Source organism: Sphingomonas sp. UNC305MFCol5.2 (genome assembly GCF_000712135.1).
In the GTDB taxonomy this organism is placed as follows: Bacteria; Pseudomonadota; Alphaproteobacteria; order Sphingomonadales; family Sphingomonadaceae; genus Sphingomonas.
The window spans coordinates 665,703-680,394 of record NZ_JOOE01000003.1 but is presented as its reverse complement, the minus strand read 5'-3'; the positions used below and the strand labels follow the sequence as shown (position 1 = coordinate 680,394).

The window sequence follows — 14,692 nt, the reverse complement described above, 5'->3', positions numbered from 1 at the left end:
GCGGCTGGCGGCGGCTGCCCCTTTTTCTTGCGGATATGCCGAGTCACGCGGGCTTGCCAAATTCAGCGCGGGCTCGGTACGCCTGCGAAATGGCGAACGGGGTTTTCATTCATCGCGAGGACTCGATTTATCGTGATACCCCGGCGATTCGATATCACTTCCCCAAACAATATCTGGAGCGAGCTCGTGCCTGCGTTGGCGACTGGATCCTCTACTATGAGCCGGTCAAGGTTAGGAACACACGCGGCTACTGGGCCGCGGCCCGGGTAGATACGATCGTTCCTGATCCGGATGCCGACGGCATGTACTATGCGATGATCGCCGAAGGCGATTTCGTGCAATTCAGCACGCCCGTCCCGTTCAAATTGGACGATACCTTAGTCGAGCGCGGCTTGCTGAATGCGCGAGAAGGGATATCGGGTCGAGCGCAAGCTGCGGTTCGCGCAATCTCAGCCCAGGATTTCGTCCGAATCGTCAATTTGGGGCTGCGCGATGGGGAGATCCTGCCGCGCCAAGACCGCTTGCATTCTACCGAATTCCTGCGCGAGCCTGCCATGCCCTTTGACTTCGGCGAGAGGGCGCGCGTTCCTCAGTTGGTATCGCGCCCAATTAGGGACCGCGCGTTCCGCAAGACGGTGCTTGAAGCATATGACTCACGCTGCGCATTGACGGGGCTCAAGCTGATAAATGGCGGCGGCCGGGCGGAAGTTGAGGCTGCGCATATCCAATCCGTCGAGAAGAACGGACCGGACATCGTGTCTAATGGGTTAGCCCTGTCCGGGACGGTGCATTGGATGTTCGATCGCGGTCTCATCTCGTTGAACGATGATCTTTCGGTCCTGATTTCGCGCTATGTTAACGACCGCGACAGCGTGGAGGGACTTCTCAATCAGTCGGGCTATGCCCGCCTGCCAGGGCGACCGGCCGACCGCCCGCATCCATTGTTTCTGGCATGGCATCGGGAACATTGCTTTAAAGCGTGAAAGCGCCGCGCGAGCGTTGGACTTGCGGCCAACTCGCTCAGGCTTAACAGTCGCCGTCGCGCCCACTCCCTCTCAATCCTCCGGCTTGATGCTCTCGACCAGGATGTTCTTGCGGCCGGGCGGCGCCGAATTGACTGCCTCGCGCGCGTCGCACTTCGGATCGGGCGCGAAGGCGTACCAGTGGATCCGGGTGCGTTGGCGTAGCGTCCGGTAGAGCTTGCCGGTCGCCGGATCGGTCATCTGCGCGTCGAATCGTCCATCGGTGGACATGACCGCGCGCCACTCGAGCGGCTCTGCCCGCAATGTCGCCTTCCCCGCGTCGAGATAATCGTTCTGGATCATCGCCGGCTCGAGCTGCACCACCAGATCGCGCCCGCGCATGATGTTGGTGAAGCCGACATTTGAGAATTCCTCGACCGACCAGCTCCCGTCGGCCGCCGCCTCGCCCCAGCCGACTCGCAACGGGCTGCCGCGGCGCACTGCGGCGATCAGTGCGTCCCGGTTTCCGGCGACATCCTCTCCCTGAGGACCGTTGGCGAAGAGGAAACGCCAGTCCGGGGCGCAGGGCTCCGACAGTGCGAACGCAAGGAGGGTGGCGAGCAGCATCAGCGCGGATCCTAATCGACCAATGGGGTTCCGTCGATGATTGCCCCAAGTTGCGTGCGCTGCATTCGTATGTGCGCGCCATGATCCCGGCGGCGCTCGCGGAGTTCGGCGCGGGGATGACGGCGGGCAATATCATGGCGCCGGGCGGCTTCCTGGTCTGGTGCGTCGCGATGCTGGCCGAGCGCCGTGCGCTCAATCCTGTCGTTCTGCGATCAGTTTGAGCGCGAGCATCCGGCGCGGCGGCGCGAACCGTAGCACCAGATAGCCGGCCACCGCCGACAGGACGGATCCGGCAAGCACGCCGATCTTCACTTCGTCGGCGAGTGCCTCGTTGCCCGGGAACGCCAGCCCGCCGATGAACAGGCTCATCGTGAAGCCGATCCCCGCGAGCAGCGACACGCCATAGATTTGCGGCCAGCTCGACCAGCCCGGCTTGGCCGCGAAGCCGGTCTTGTGCGCGATCCAGACGCTGCCGAGGATGCCGAGCTGCTTGCCGAGGAACAGTCCCGCTGCGATTCCCAGCGGCAACGGAGCCAGCAGGATCGCCGGCGATATGCCGTGCAGCGACACGCCGGCATTGGCGAAGCCGAACAAGGGCACGATCAGGAAGGCCGACCAGGGGTGCAGCGCGTGCTCGAGCCGGTGGAGCGGCGACTGCGCATCGTCAGGCGCGCCGGGAGAGCGCGTGATCGGGATCATCATCGCGGCGGCGACTCCGGCGACCGTTGCGTGGACGCCCGACAGGAACACGAAATACCACAGCACGGCCGCGAGCGGCAGATACACCGCGAGCCGCCTGACGCCGAAGCGATTGAGCGCGAACATCGCGAGCATCACCCCCCCTGCTGCGGCAAGCGCCGCCAGATCGAGCCCGGCAGTGTAGAACAAGGCGATGATCGCCACCGCGCCGAGATCGTCGACGATCGCCACCGTGGTGAGGAACAGCTTGAGCGCGGTCGGCGCCCGCTTGCCGAGGATCGCGAGCACGCCGATCGCGAAGGCGATGTCGGTGGCGGCGGGAACCGCCCAGCCGCTGGCCAGTTCGCTCTGCCCGCGCGTCACGAACAGGTAGATCGCCGCGGGCACTGCCATCCCCGCGGCGGCGGCCAGTACCGGCAGCCGCCGCCGCTCCCAACTCGCCAGCCGCCCGTCGACGAACTCGCGCTTGATCTCGAGGCCGACGAGCAGGAAGAACAATGCCATCGCCGCATCGTTGATCCACAGATGCACGTTCATCGGCCCGTAGCGCGGGCTGATCACCGGCCCGGTCTCGAGATGCAGCGCGTGGAAATAGGCCTCGCGCCAGCCGGGCACGTTCGCCGCGATCATCGCCAGCGCCGCCGCGCCGATCAGCACAATCCCGCCCGCTGCCTCGCTGTGCAGGAAATCGCGCGTCGCCGAACGTGCGCGATGGAGGAGCGGTGCCCGGCTCACCCCCGGGCGAGCGCTTCGGCGATGAGCTTGCGGCTGTTCTCGATCCCGTAGAGCGCGATAAAGCTGCCCATGCGCGGACCCTGCTCGGAGCCGAGCAGGGTTTCGTAGAGCGCCTTGAACCAGTCGCGGAGATTCTCGAACCCGCCGGTCTTGCCGATCTCGTAGACGATGTTCTGGATGTCCTCGGCCGAGGCGTCGGCGGGAAGGCCCCCCAGTTCGGTGTCGAGCCGCCGCAGCGCCTCGACCTCGACGCCCTCGGGCGCCCGCTTCTTCAGCGTCGGGGTGACGAAATCGCGTGCGTAAGCGAGCGCATAGCCGATCAGATCGTCGAGCGCGGGATAGCTTTCGGGCGTCGCATCGGGGACGTAATTGGCGAGATAGGCCCAGACCTGCTCCTTGCTCGCCTCGCCCATCACCCCGACGAGGTTGAGCAGCAAGCCGAAGGTGACCGGCAGCGTCTCGGTGGGCGGCGGGCCGTTATGGATGTGGTGCACCGGGTTGCCGAGCTTCTGCTCGACCGGTTGGGCGGCATAATTGCCGCGGAACTGCCAGTAATCGTCCACGGCGCGCGGGATCAGCCCGAGATGCAGCGCCTTGGCCTTTTTCGGCTCGCGATAGATGTAGAAAGCGAGGCTCTCGTCGGGGCCATAGGTCAGCCATTGCTCGAGGCTGAGCCCGTTGCCCTTGGACTTGGAGATCTTTTCGCCCTTCTCGTCGAGGAACATCTCGTAGTTGAAGCCCTCGGGCGGCTTGCCGCCCAGCACCCGCGCGATCTTCGACGACTGGATCACCGAATCGATCAGGTCCTTGCCCGCCATCTCGTAATCGACGCCGAGCGCCACCCAGCGCATCGCCCAGTCGACCTTCCACTGAAGCTTGGCCCGTCCGCCGAGGATCGACTGCTCGATCCGCTCGCCTTCATCCTCGAATGCGATCATCCCGCTCTCGGCGTCGAGCACTTCGATCGGAACCTGGAGGACGATGCCCGATTTCGGGCTGACGGGCAGCACCGGCGAATAGGTCGCCTGGCGCTCCTTGCGCAGCGTCGGCAGCATCACCTCCATGATGCCCTGATAGTGTCGCAGCACGCCCTTCAGCGCGTCGTCGAACGTGCCGCCTTCGTAATAGTCGGTCGACGAGACGAACTCGTAATCGAACCCGAAGCGGTCGAGGAATTCGCGGAGCAGCGCGTTGTTGTGCGCGGCGAAGCTGTCATGCGTGCCGAACGGATCGGGGATGCGGGTCAGCGGCCTGCCCAGATGCTCGGCCAGCATCTCCTTGTTGGGCACGTTGTCCGGCACCTTGCGCAACCCGTCCATATCGTCGCTGAACGCGATCAGCCGCGTCGGAATGTCGGACAGGGTCTCGAACGCGCGACGCACCATCGTCGTGCGCAGCACTTCGTTGAACGTGCCGATATGGGGCAGCCCCGATGGGCCATAGCCGGTCTCGAACAGCACATGGCCCTTCGCGGGTACGCCGTCGGGGTAGCGCTTGAGAAGCTTTCGCGCCTCTTCATAGGGCCAGGCCTTGGAGTCGAGCGCGGCGGCGCGGAGTTCAGGTGCGATGTCGGTCATGATCCGGCGCGTCTAGCGAAGACCGGCGCAGGGAGCCAGCGCCGCGCACCGCGGACTGCATTATGAACGGAGCAAGGGGACGCGGGGAATGTCCGCTAGGAGTGGAAAGCGGAATGGTAGCTTTTAGACTGGCAACCCCTTCAAGCTGCTAATGGCGGCATGTGCGCGATCACGCCAGGTGCGTGCTAGTTAACGACCGGTCGCACTGCCTTCCAAGGCGCTTCGGCACATCGTGATGGCTTACAGTGACTCGCCGTAATCACCTGTCGGCGGACCCAATGCACCCGCGTGTCCGGTGTGGCCGGCTCAAATTGTACCACTATGCGTTCCCTTCCTCCGACTTCCTTTAGATAGCGCTGTAAGGTCTCAGCGGTTATTTCCTGACTATTCCACAGGAAGCGCCCGGCCTTTGGAACCTCGAGCTTGTACCCGTTCAAATAGGTAGTCAGATCATCTGCGGGGAAAGCTGCAGATTTGCCTGCGATTTCCTCCCGGTCCTCGATTGGCGCATAGCCACATCCCCCGAGGTCGATGATGATGAGAGCGAACAGCCATGTACGCATCGAATCATGGTGTCAGGTATTCAAGATGCCCGCAACGAGTCTTCACTGCCGGTCGGTTTCTAACGCCGCGCGTCCGGCGAGCTAACGTCTGGGATGGGGCGGGAGCAGACATGCCGTCCCCTTTCGATGTAGGATTTGCCGCGCGCGACTCGCGAATTCGACTGGCGGTGCGGAACGAAAAGCGTACAGATTGACGCGCCGATGACGCCGCCTTTGCCTTATCCCGCGCTCCACGCCAGCCATGGCGGCATCTGGATCGCCACTGCGGAGGAGACGCGCGCCGTCAGCCGAGGCGAGGCGATACGGATCGCTGCGGACACGCCGACGATCCTGCTCAACGCGCCGCTGATCGGGCAAAGGCTCGGCCATCCGGAGATCAACGGGCTCGATCTGCTCGAATTGTTCGCGTTTCTCCACCCCGCACGCTTCATGGTGCCCACGCCCAAGGGCCTTGCCCGCGCCGCCGGTCTCGCAATTCCCGAAAGCGATGCGGAGGTCGCCCCGTTGCTGCGCCGCGCGGCGGAGGCTCTGCTGGCGGTCCCCGACGGCGATTGGCCCGAGCGGGAGGGCGCGTGGAATTCCCTCCAGTCGCTGTTCCGTTTGCGCTGGCCCTGGGCGCCCGCGTTGAGCCCCAGGATCGGCAAGCCTGGCCAGGCCGAACGCTGGCTGTTCTCGAAGCTGCCCGAATGGGAGGAGCGCCCGCCGCGCGCCGCGCCCCGCACCGTTACGCTCTCCGAAGGCGACGTCGCGGAGCGGCTTGCCCGGCTCACCGGCAACGGTGCCGAGCGGCGCCAGGGGCAGCGCGACTATGCCACCGCCGCGGCCGGCGCCTTCGCGCCGCGCGAGATGCGCGATTCGCCCAATCTCATCCTCGCCGAGGCGGGAACGGGGATCGGCAAGACGCTCGGCTATCTCGCCCCCGCGTCGCTCTGGGCCGAGCGCGCCGAGGGACCGGTCTGGGTGTCGACCTTCACCAAGGCACTGCAGCGCCAGCTCGCGCACGAGAGCGAGCGGCTGTTTCCCGATCCCGAGACGCGCAGGCGGCGGATCGTCACGCGCAAGGGCCGCGAGAATTATCTCTGCCTGCTCAATCTCGAAGACGCGCTGCAGGGCGGGTTCGCCGGCCGTGCGGCGATCCTCGCGCAGCTGGTGGCGCGCTGGGCGGCGTACAGCGCCGACGGCGACATGGTCGGCGGCGACCTGCCCGGCTGGCTGCCCACCTTGTTCCGCCGCAACGGTTCGACGGCGCTGACCGATCGTCGCGGCGAATGCATCTATGCCGGCTGCCCGCATTACCGGAAATGCTTCATCGAGCGTGCCGCGCGGGCGAGCGCCGAGGCCGATATCGTCATCGCCAACCATGCGCTGGTGATGGTCAATGCGGCGCGCGGAAGGGAGTCGGCGACTCGGCCGACGCGCTATGTCTTCGACGAAGGGCATCATCTGTTCGACGCCGCCGACGCGATGTTCTCGGCGGCGCTCACGGGCCAGGAGGCGATCGAGATCCGCCGCTGGATCACGGGCCCCGAATCGGGCTCGCGCGGCCGCCGGCGCGGGCTGGCGGCGCGGCTTTCCGACGTCGCCAGCTATGACGAGGAAGGCGGCCTTGCGATCGCCGAGGCAGTCGATGCCGCCCGCGCGCTGCCCAGCGACGGCTGGCTCCAGCGGCTGAACGAAGGCGAGCCGTTCGGACCGGTAGAGGCGCTGCTCGCGGCAGTACGCGGGCTGGTCTACGCGCGGGACGTCAACGGCTCGGGCGATGCGGGCTATGGCCTCGAGACCGAGCTCGCCGAGCCCGACGGCGCTTTGGTCGAAGCGGCGGGGCCTGCGGGGGCGGCGCTCGACGCGCTTGTCCGCCCATTGGTCAAGCTCGGCCGGCGGCTCGAAGCGGTGCTCGCCGATGCGCCCGACTGGATGGACGGCCCGGCGCGTGCGCGAATCGAAGGCGCGATCGCCTCGCTCGGCTGGCGTACCGAAACCGTGGGCGCCTGGCTCGCCTTGATCGCGCGGATCGGCGGGCCGGCGGATCCCGAATATGTCGACTGGCTCGCAGTCGATCGGGTCGAGGGGCGCGAATATGATGTCGGGCTCCACCGCCATTGGCTCGATCCCTCGAAGCCTTTCGCGAAGACCGTGCTCGAACCGGCGCACGGTGCGGTGATCACGTCGGCGACGCTGCGCGCCGGCGGCGACTGGAACGTTGCCGAGGCGCGGTCGGGCGCGTCGCATCTGCTGCGCCCGGCGCAGCGCTTCGAAGCGGTCAGCCCGTTCGACTATCCCGGCCAGGCCGAAGTGCTGATCGTCACCGACATCAAGCGCGGCGACCTGCCCGCGCTCGCCAATGCCTATGCCCGGTTGGTGGTCGCCGCGGACGGCGGCACGCTCGGGCTGTTCACGGCGATCCGCCGGCTGCGCGCGGTCCATGCCCGCATCGCCGATCGGCTCGCGCGCGAAGGCCTGCCGCTGCTCGCCCAGCATGTCGATCCGATCGACACGGGTACCCTGGTCGACATCTTCCGCGACGATCCGCGGACCTCGCTGATCGGCACCGATGCGCTCAGGGACGGTGTCGATGTCCCCGGCCATTCGCTGCGGCTGGTGGTGATGGAAGGCGTGCCCTGGCCCAAGCCGAGCGTGCTCCACGCGGCGCGGCGGCTGGCGGGCGGCGGCACCGCTTATGACGATCGCATCGTCCGCGCGCGGCTGGCGCAGGCGTTCGGCCGGTTGATTCGCCGCGCCGACGATCGCGGCAGCTTCGTGTTGCTGTCGGCGGCGAGCCCTTCGCGGCTGCTCGATGCCTTTCCGCCGGGGACACCGGTGGCGCGCGTCAGCCTCGACGAGGCGGTCGAACGCGTGCGGCTTTCCTTGGAGGCGCGCTTGCGGCATGAGGCCCGCGCCAACGCCTGACGGGGACCCGATGAAGACGCTGACGCTGCTCCGCCACGCCAAGTCGGGCTGGGACGATCCGGTCGCACGCGATTTCGATCGGCCGCTCAATCCCAAGGGCCAGCGCGCCGCCGCGATGGTCGGCCGGCACATGAAGTCGCTGGGCCTCGCCTTCGAGTGCGTCATTGCCTCGCCCGCGGCGCGCGTAGTCGAGACGCTCGATCATGTCGGCCAGGGCTATGGCAGCGATCTCGCCCCCGCCTGGGATCAGCGCATCTATCTCGCCTCGGCCGCGACCCTGCTCGATGTGGTCCATGGCCTGCCCAACGGTGCCGACCGCGTCCTGCTCGTCGGGCATAATCCGGGACTCGAGGAACTGGTGCTGCTGCTGGTGCCCGATGGCGGCACGCTGCGCGACGAAGTCGAGATCAAATTTCCCACCGCGACCTTGGCGGAAATGGCCTTCGACATCGCCAGCTGGGATGAAGTGCAGGCCGGCAGCGCCACGCTGGCGCGCTTCGTCCGCCCGCGCGATCTCGATCCGGGACTGGGGCCGGATGCCCCCTAGCCGCCATCCTCGTCGAGCGCCTTGATCAGCGCGTCGCGGATCGCAGTGAAGGCCTGGGCACTGTTTCGCGGCGCTCTTCGGCTGGCGGCCTTTTCGTCGGCCAGCAGCTTCTGCACGCCGCGGATCGTATAGCCCTCATCGGCGAGGAGATGGTGGATGCGCCGCACCAAAGCGACATCGTCGGGGCGGTAATAGCGGCGGTTGCCCGCGCGGGTCAGCGGACGGAGCTGGGGGAAACGGGTCTCCCAGTACCTTAATATATGTTGGGGTCGGCCGATTTCCTGCGCGAGTTCCCCGATGGTGCGGAGGGCGCCTGCCGCCTTCTCCGAGGGGGGCATGGCCCCTCTCAGTTGCCTGCCACGATGCGGTCGCGCATCATCTGGCTGGCCCTGAAAGTGAGCACCCTGCGGGGTGCGATCGGCACTTCGACACCGGTCTTGGGATTGCGGCCCACCCGTTCGCCCTTGTCGCGCAGGATGAAGCTGCCGAAACCGGAAATCTTGACGTTCTCGCCCTTCGAAAGGGCTTCGCACATATGCGCGAGAATCTGCTCGACGAGACGCGAAGCATCGGCACGCGAAAGCCCGACTTCGCGATGTAGCGATTCGGCCAAATCTGCCCTGGTCAGCGTGCCCGCGGCCGGCATGTCGGCATGTCCCCCAAAATAAATCTATGTTCAGTCTTGACTCTATCAGATTGCGATCGCCCCGCAAACCTCAACATTTCGCTGAGGTAACGACTCGTGCGCAAGCTGACACATATCAGAAACGTACGACCGCTGCACCCCAGGTAAAACCCCCACCCATGGCCTCGAGGACCAGGAGATCTCCGGGCTTGATTCGTCCATCGCGAGCGGCCGTGTCGAGCGCCAGCGGCACCGATGCCGCCGAGGTGTTGGCATGCTGATCGACCGTCACCACGACCTTCTCCGGGGCCAGTCCCAATTTGCGAGCGGTGGCATCTAGAATGCGGGCATTGGCCTGGTGCGGGACCACCCAGTCGACGTCCTGCGAGGACAATCCCGCGGCACCGAGCGACTCCTCCATGACCGCGGCGAGATTCACCACCGCGTGACGAAAGACCTCGCGGCCCTTCATCCGCAGCTTGCCCACGGTACCCGTGGTCGAGGGGCCGCCATCGACGTAAAGAAGATCGTTGTGGCGCCCATCGGCGTGGAGCCGGGTCGTGAGAATGCCGCGGCCGGTCGTCTCGTCGCTCTCCTGCGCCTCGAGAACGATTGCGCCGGCGCCGTCGCCGAACAGCACGCAAGTGGTGCGGTCCTCCCAATCGAGGATGCGGCTGAAAGTCTCCGCGCCGATCACCAGCGCGCGCTTGTGCGCTCCGGCGCGAAGCATCGAATCGGCCACCTGCAGGGCGTAGAGGAAGCCCGAGCACACCGCGGCGACGTCGAACGCGACGCAGTCATCGATGCCGAGTGCAGTCTGCACGCGAGTCGCGCTCGCCGGGAAGGTCTGATCGGGCGTGGCTGTCGCCAGCACGATCAGGTCGATTCCGGTCGCGGCAATTCCTGCCGACTCGAGCGCGGCGCGCGCGGCGCCGGTCGCCAGCGTGCTGGTGGTCTCGTCATCTCCGGCGATGTGGCGGAAGCGGATTCCGGTGCGCTCGACGATCCATTCATCGGTCGTGTCGACGCGCTCCGCCAGCTCGGCATTGGAAACGCGTCGTTCCGGCAGGAAGGAGCCGGTACCCAAAATCACCGAACGGATTGTCACGCAGCCTTTGCCTCGAAATTCCCGAGATCCTCGGCGATTCGCCGATTGAGGTCGTCGCGCAGCATCTTCGCCGCGAAGCCGATTGCCGTGTCTACGCCCAGTTCGTTCGCGCTGCCATGGCTCTTCACGACGATGCCGTTGAGCCCGAGGAAGATGGCGCCATTGTGGTTGTTGGGATCGAGATGGGTGCGCAGCAGTTCGGTGGCGGGGCGCGAGATCAGGAAGCCGATCTTCGAGCGCGTCGAGCTGGAGAAAGCGCGCTTGAGCAGGTCCGCGACGAAGCGTGCGGTGCCTTCGATCGTCTTCAATGCGATATTGCCCGAGAAACCGTCGCAGACGATTACGTCGACTTCGCCGCGCGAGAGCTTGTTGCCTTCGATGAAGCCCTTGAAGTCGAGCCGGAGATGCTTCGCGGCACGAAGTTCGGCGGCCGCCTCCCGGATCTTGTCGGTGCCCTTCATCTCTTCGGTGCCGATGTTGAGCAGTGCGACGCGGGGATTTTCGAGGTCGAGCGCAATTCGCGCATAAGCGGCGCCCATCACCGCGAACTGGACGAGATTGCGCGCATCGACTTCGGTATTGGCGCCGAGATCGAGCATGACGGTGTCGTTCTCGCCCAAAGTCGGCATCAGCGCGGCGAGCGCGGGGCGATCGATGCCGGGCATCGTTCGCAGCGACAATTTGGCCATCGCCATCAGCGCGCCGGTATTGCCCGAGGAAACGGCCGCGCCGGCCTTGCCCTGCTTCACCAGATCGATGGCGATTCCCATCGAAGTGGTCTTGGCGCGGCGAATCGCGGCACTGGGCTTTTCATCGGACGCGACGACGCCGGCCGCGTGGACGATCTCCGACGCAGCCGTCAAATTGGGATGATTCTCGAGACCCGCGCGAATCTGTGCTTCGTCACCGACGAGGATGAATTCCATCCCCTCGAAACGACGACGTGCACGCGCAACGCCCGCGAGCATGACCGCGATCCCCTCGTCGCCGCCCATCGCGTCGACGGCGATTCGCGTCGTGGTCATGCCTGCTGGCCCTGGGTCGCGCGCGTGGCTCAGCCCTCGACGGAGACGACTTCGCGGCCGTTATAATGGCCGCACGCCGTGCACAGATTGTGCGGGCGCTTCAGTTCGCCGCAGTTCGAGCATTCCTGGAACGCATCGACCGTGAGCGCGTCGTGCGCCCGGCGCATGCCACGCCGCGAGGGCGAGGTCTTTCTCTTGGGAACGGCCATTCAGGCACCTTTTACTTCGAAGAACACGTGAATCAGGTCGCGATACGCCCGCATAGGTGTCCGGGCAAGCGACGGTTAGGCCGGCTGCCCGCCGGACCAACGGGGCAGGTCACGAAGCGAGGCCGCGCGTATACCGATTCTTGCCCGAGTTGCAAGGGCGTGCCACGTACGGGCGATCCAAAGGGGGTCGCTCATGTTTTTCCTGCCCATCGCTCTCGTCACTGCGGGCGCCGCCGCATTGCTCAATTTCTGGCTCGGGCTGCGCGTCAGCCGGCTGCGCATATCCGAGAAGATCCTGGTCGGTGACGGCGGCAATCCGCGCCTGCTCGCGCGGATGCGCGCGCAACTCAATTTCGCCGAATATGCGCCCCTGGTGCTGATCCTGATCGCATTGGTCGAACTCGCCCGCGGCACGCAGGCCTGGCTGTGGGGCGTCGCATTGGTCTTCATCGTCGGCCGAATCCTCCATGCCTTCGGGATGGACGGCTGGCGGCCCGGACGCATGATCGGCATCGCGACCACGATGCTGACGATGCTCGGGCTTGCCGCTTACGCGGTCTATCTCGGCTATACCGGACTCAATCCGCTGCGCTGAGCGCCGCGTCGCTCACGAACGGATTGGTGCGGCGTTCGTGTGCGAAATTGCTCGGTTGGCCGTGACCGGGGACGAACACCGTCTCGCCGCCCAGCGGCCATAGCCTGCCGGTGATCGCGTCGATCAGGTCCTGATGGTTGCCCTTCGGAAAGTCGGTCCGGCCGATCGATCCCAGGAACAATACGTCGCCGACGATCGCCAGCTTCGACGGCGCATGGTGGAAGACGACATGGCCCGGCGTGTGGCCGGGGCAATGGTAGACGTCGAGCATCAGTTCGCCGACAGTCACTTGGTCGCCGTCGACCAGCCAGCGGCCGGGCTCGAACGGCACTCCCCGCACACCATATTTGCGGCCGTCCTCTTCGAGCCGGTCGATCCAGAAGCGATCGGCCTCGTGCGGGCCTTCGATCGGCACGCCCAGCTCGGCGGCGAATTCGCCCGCCATCCCACAATGATCGATATGGCCGTGAGTGATCAGAATCTTCTCGATTCCGACCTGATGCTGCGCAGCCGCCGCGCGGAGGCGATCGAGGTCGCCGCCCGGATCGACAAAGGCGCCGCGCATGGTGCGCGTACACCAGAGCAGGCTGCAATTCTGCTGGAGCGGGGTGACCGGGACGATCGCCACGCGCATCGGAGGGTTCGACATGCGCCGCTGATAGGTGGCGGCGGGTCCAGCGGCAACACGGGCTTGCCGTGCGGCGACGGCGGCGGCATGCGCAGCGCGATGGCGTTGCCCGCTCCTCCCTTCGTGCTGCTCGACGACGCCCGCCCGAGCGGCGCGGCTGCGCGGCTCTATGCCGATCCGGTCGAGATCGTTCGCGCCGACCGGCCCGAACAGGTCCGGCCCGCGCTCGACGCGCTGCGGGCCGCCCGCGCACGCGGGCTCGAGGCGGCAGGCTATATCCGGTACGAGGCGGCGGCGGGGCTCGAGCCGAAGCTGGCGCATCTCGCCGGGCAGGGTCCCTTGCTCTGGTTCGGCCTGTTCAACGGCTATAGGGAGGTCGACCTCGCGACGATCCTGCCCGATCCCGCAGGGGCGTGGGCAGGAGCGCCGCAACCGCGGATCACGCGCCGTGACTATGCCGACAGCTTCGCGCGCGTCGCCGAGCTGATCGCGGCGGGCGACATCTATCAGGCCAACCTCACTTTCCGCGCCGAAGTGCCGACGGCGGGCTCTCCGGCCTCACTCTATGCTTTGGTGCGCGGACGCGCGGCGGCGGGCTATGGCGCGCTCGTCGCCACCGGCGAGGAATGGCTGCTGTCCTTCTCGCCCGAGCTCTTCTTCGCGCTCGAGGGCGGCACGCTCACTGCGAAGCCGATGAAGGGCACTGCGGTGCGCGACATGGACCCGGTGCGCGATGCGGCCAATGCCGCGGAACTGCGGGCCGATCCCAAGCAGCGCGCCGAGAATCTGATGATCGTCGATCTGATGCGCAACGATCTCAGCCGCGTGTCGCGCGCCGGCAGCGTCGCAGTGCCGCAGCTCTTTCATGTCGAGCATTATCCGACGGTCCATCAGATGGTGTCGACGATCACTGCCGATCTCGACCAAGGCCGCGATGCGATCGACGCATTGGCGGCTCTATTTCCCTGCGGCTCGATCACCGGCGCGCCCAAATTGCGCGCGATGGAAGTCATCGCCGAAACCGAGAATGCGCCACGCGGCATCTACACCGGGGCGATCGGCCGGCTCGACGCCAATGGCGATGCGATGTTCAACGTCGCGATCCGCACGCTGACCCTTGCCGGGGGCGACTCGCGCGCGGTTTTGGGTCTAGGGTCGGGCGTGGTTGCCGATTCGGACCCGGAGCAGGAATGGCAGGAATGCCTCGCCAAGGGCGCATTCGTGACGGCGGGTGAGCGTCCGTTCGACCTGATCGAGACGATGCGCTTCGATCCGATGGAGGGCATCCCGCTGCTCGAGCGTCACCTTTCGCGGATGAAAAGCAGCGCGGAGGCGCTGGGCTTCGTCTTCGACCGCCATTCGGTACGCAACGAGCTTCAGGCCGCGACTTTCCGGTTGCGCGCCGCCTCGAAGGTGCGGCTGCTGCTCGGGCCCTCCGGCGCGATCTCGATCGGTATCGGCCCCTTGCCCGAAGCCCCCGATCAGCCCCTGCGCGTCGCGATTCGCCCGCTGGAAGTCGCGCCGGACGACTTTCGCCTGCGCCACAAGACCAGCCGCCGCGGTTTCTATGATCGCGCGCGCGCAGCGGCGGCGGCGCCGGAAGTCGTGTTCACCGACGCGCAAGGCTTCCTGACCGAAGGCAGCTTCACCAGCATTTTCGTCGAGCGTGATGGCATGCTGCGCACGCCACCACTCGCACGCGGACTGCTGCCCGGCGTGCTCCGCGCCCAGTTGATCGAGAGTGGCCGCGCGGTCGAGCACGATCTGCGTCCCGAGGATCTCGCGGGCGGTTTCCAGCTCGGCAATGCGCTGCGTGGACTCGTATCTGCCGTTACAGTTGCGGAGCCCGCGAAGGCAGACGTATAGGCGCGGCCATTCCCTACCG

At 66.3% G+C, this 14,692-nt stretch carries 15 protein-coding genes; 6 read left to right on the top strand and 9 right to left on the bottom strand.

All coding sequences use genetic code 11. From position 1 onward, the window contains the following. Positions 1-89 precede the first annotated feature (89 nt). A complete protein-coding gene (locus BR78_RS0115020; protein ID WP_029936906.1) occupies positions 90-983 on the top strand; it encodes an HNH endonuclease in 894 nt (297 codons plus the stop codon). Positions 984-1,055: 72 nt separating this feature from the next. Here the strand turns inward: BR78_RS0115020 and BR78_RS0115015 are convergent, their stop codons facing one another. Next, positions 1,056-1,589, bottom strand: a complete 534-nt coding sequence (locus tag BR78_RS0115015; protein ID WP_029936905.1) for a hypothetical protein — start codon at positions 1,587-1,589, stop codon at positions 1,056-1,058. A gap of 71 nt (positions 1,590-1,660) precedes the next feature. Here BR78_RS0115015 and BR78_RS21805 point away from each other — a divergent pair, with 71 nt between their 5' ends. Further along, positions 1,661-1,810 (top strand): hypothetical protein, encoded by a 150-nt coding sequence (locus BR78_RS21805; RefSeq protein WP_197021384.1) that lies wholly within the window; start codon positions 1,661-1,663, stop codon positions 1,808-1,810. Here BR78_RS21805 and nhaA read toward each other — a convergent pair. Together nhaA and BR78_RS0115000 are read right to left on the bottom strand one after the other, a co-directional pair. Beyond that, on the bottom strand, positions 1,782-3,023 hold the full coding sequence (gene nhaA, locus BR78_RS0115005) for a Na+/H+ antiporter NhaA (protein ID WP_029936904.1): 1,242 nt from the start codon (positions 3,021-3,023) through the stop codon (positions 1,782-1,784). The genes BR78_RS21805 and nhaA overlap by 29 nt on opposite strands. After that, a complete protein-coding gene (locus tag BR78_RS0115000) occupies positions 3,020-4,600 on the bottom strand; it encodes a lysine--tRNA ligase (protein WP_029936903.1) in 1,581 nt (526 codons plus the stop codon). Before BR78_RS0115000 ends, nhaA begins: the two co-directional genes overlap by 4 nt. Positions 4,601-5,364: 764 nt before the next feature. Here BR78_RS0115000 and BR78_RS0114995 point away from each other — a divergent pair. Both BR78_RS0114995 and BR78_RS0114990 read left to right on the top strand, forming a co-directional pair. After that, complete coding sequence (locus BR78_RS0114995; RefSeq protein ID WP_029936902.1) at positions 5,365-8,070, top strand: ATP-dependent DNA helicase; 2,706 nt, start codon at positions 5,365-5,367, stop codon at positions 8,068-8,070. Between the two features lie 10 nt (positions 8,071-8,080). Beyond that, positions 8,081-8,617 carry a SixA phosphatase family protein gene (locus tag BR78_RS0114990; RefSeq protein ID WP_029936901.1) on the top strand — a complete coding sequence of 179 codons (537 nt, stop codon included), beginning with the start codon at positions 8,081-8,083 and terminating at the stop codon, positions 8,615-8,617. Here BR78_RS0114990 and BR78_RS0114985 read toward each other — a convergent pair. The 5 genes from BR78_RS0114985 to rpmF form a co-directional block, all read right to left on the bottom strand. Beyond that, positions 8,614-8,955: a MerR family transcriptional regulator gene (locus BR78_RS0114985; RefSeq protein WP_029936900.1), complete on the bottom strand. Its 342-nt coding sequence runs from the start codon at positions 8,953-8,955 to the stop codon at positions 8,614-8,616. The two genes, BR78_RS0114990 and BR78_RS0114985, sit on opposite strands and share 4 nt — an antisense overlap. A gap of 8 nt (positions 8,956-8,963) precedes the next feature. Continuing rightward, a complete protein-coding gene (locus tag BR78_RS0114980; RefSeq protein ID WP_029936899.1) occupies positions 8,964-9,263 on the bottom strand; it encodes an integration host factor subunit alpha in 300 nt (99 codons plus the stop codon). Between the two features lie 115 nt (positions 9,264-9,378). Then, on the bottom strand, positions 9,379-10,350 hold the full coding sequence (locus BR78_RS0114975) for a beta-ketoacyl-ACP synthase III (RefSeq protein ID WP_029936898.1): 972 nt from the start codon (positions 10,348-10,350) through the stop codon (positions 9,379-9,381). Beyond that, positions 10,347-11,375, bottom strand: a complete 1,029-nt coding sequence (plsX, locus tag BR78_RS0114970; protein ID WP_029936897.1) for a phosphate acyltransferase PlsX — start codon at positions 11,373-11,375, stop codon at positions 10,347-10,349. The genes BR78_RS0114975 and plsX overlap by 4 nt, the downstream gene beginning before the upstream one ends. Before the next feature lie 29 nt (positions 11,376-11,404). Continuing rightward, positions 11,405-11,584 carry a 50S ribosomal protein L32 gene (gene rpmF / locus BR78_RS0114965; RefSeq protein ID WP_029936896.1) on the bottom strand — a complete coding sequence of 60 codons (180 nt, stop codon included), beginning with the start codon at positions 11,582-11,584 and terminating at the stop codon, positions 11,405-11,407. Between the two features lie 193 nt (positions 11,585-11,777). Between rpmF and BR78_RS0114960 the strand changes: the two genes are divergently transcribed. Further along, positions 11,778-12,179 carry an MAPEG family protein gene (locus BR78_RS0114960; RefSeq protein ID WP_029936895.1) on the top strand — a complete coding sequence of 134 codons (402 nt, stop codon included), beginning with the start codon at positions 11,778-11,780 and terminating at the stop codon, positions 12,177-12,179. On the opposite strand, the gene BR78_RS0114955 is transcribed toward BR78_RS0114960, so the two are convergent. After that, positions 12,163-12,828 (bottom strand): MBL fold metallo-hydrolase, encoded by a 666-nt coding sequence (locus BR78_RS0114955; RefSeq protein WP_029936894.1) that lies wholly within the window; start codon positions 12,826-12,828, stop codon positions 12,163-12,165. The genes BR78_RS0114960 and BR78_RS0114955 overlap by 17 nt on opposite strands. Positions 12,829-12,894: 66 nt before the next feature. Between BR78_RS0114955 and pabB the strand changes: the two genes are divergently transcribed. Beyond that, complete coding sequence (gene pabB, locus BR78_RS0114950; protein WP_231478271.1) at positions 12,895-14,673, top strand: aminodeoxychorismate synthase component I; 1,779 nt, start codon at positions 12,895-12,897, stop codon at positions 14,671-14,673. Positions 14,674-14,692 lie beyond the last annotated feature (19 nt).

Bases quoted from the DNA above. Each gene is read 5' to 3' on its own strand.
- BR78_RS0115020 (WP_029936906.1), top strand. From the start codon at position 90: ATGGCGAACGGGGTTTTCATTCATCGCGAGGACTCGATTTATCGTGAT.
- BR78_RS0115015 (WP_029936905.1), bottom strand. From the start codon at position 1,589: ATGCTGCTCGCCACCCTCCTTGCGTTCGCACTGTCGGAGCCCTGCGCC.
- BR78_RS0115000 (WP_029936903.1), bottom strand. From the start codon at position 4,600: ATGACCGACATCGCACCTGAACTCCGCGCCGCCGCGCTCGACTCCAAG.
- BR78_RS0114995 (WP_029936902.1), top strand. From the start codon at position 5,365: ATGACGCCGCCTTTGCCTTATCCCGCGCTCCACGCCAGCCATGGCGGC.
- BR78_RS0114990 (WP_029936901.1), top strand. From the start codon at position 8,081: ATGAAGACGCTGACGCTGCTCCGCCACGCCAAGTCGGGCTGGGACGAT.
- BR78_RS0114985 (WP_029936900.1), bottom strand. From the start codon at position 8,955: ATGCCCCCCTCGGAGAAGGCGGCAGGCGCCCTCCGCACCATCGGGGAA.
- BR78_RS0114980 (WP_029936899.1), bottom strand. From the start codon at position 9,263: ATGCCGGCCGCGGGCACGCTGACCAGGGCAGATTTGGCCGAATCGCTA.
- plsX (WP_029936897.1), bottom strand. From the start codon at position 11,375: ATGACCACGACGCGAATCGCCGTCGACGCGATGGGCGGCGACGAGGGG.
- rpmF (WP_029936896.1), bottom strand. From the start codon at position 11,584: ATGGCCGTTCCCAAGAGAAAGACCTCGCCCTCGCGGCGTGGCATGCGC.
- BR78_RS0114960 (WP_029936895.1), top strand. From the start codon at position 11,778: ATGTTTTTCCTGCCCATCGCTCTCGTCACTGCGGGCGCCGCCGCATTG.
- BR78_RS0114955 (WP_029936894.1), bottom strand. From the start codon at position 12,828: ATGTCGAACCCTCCGATGCGCGTGGCGATCGTCCCGGTCACCCCGCTC.
- pabB (WP_231478271.1), top strand. From the start codon at position 12,895: ATGCGCAGCGCGATGGCGTTGCCCGCTCCTCCCTTCGTGCTGCTCGAC.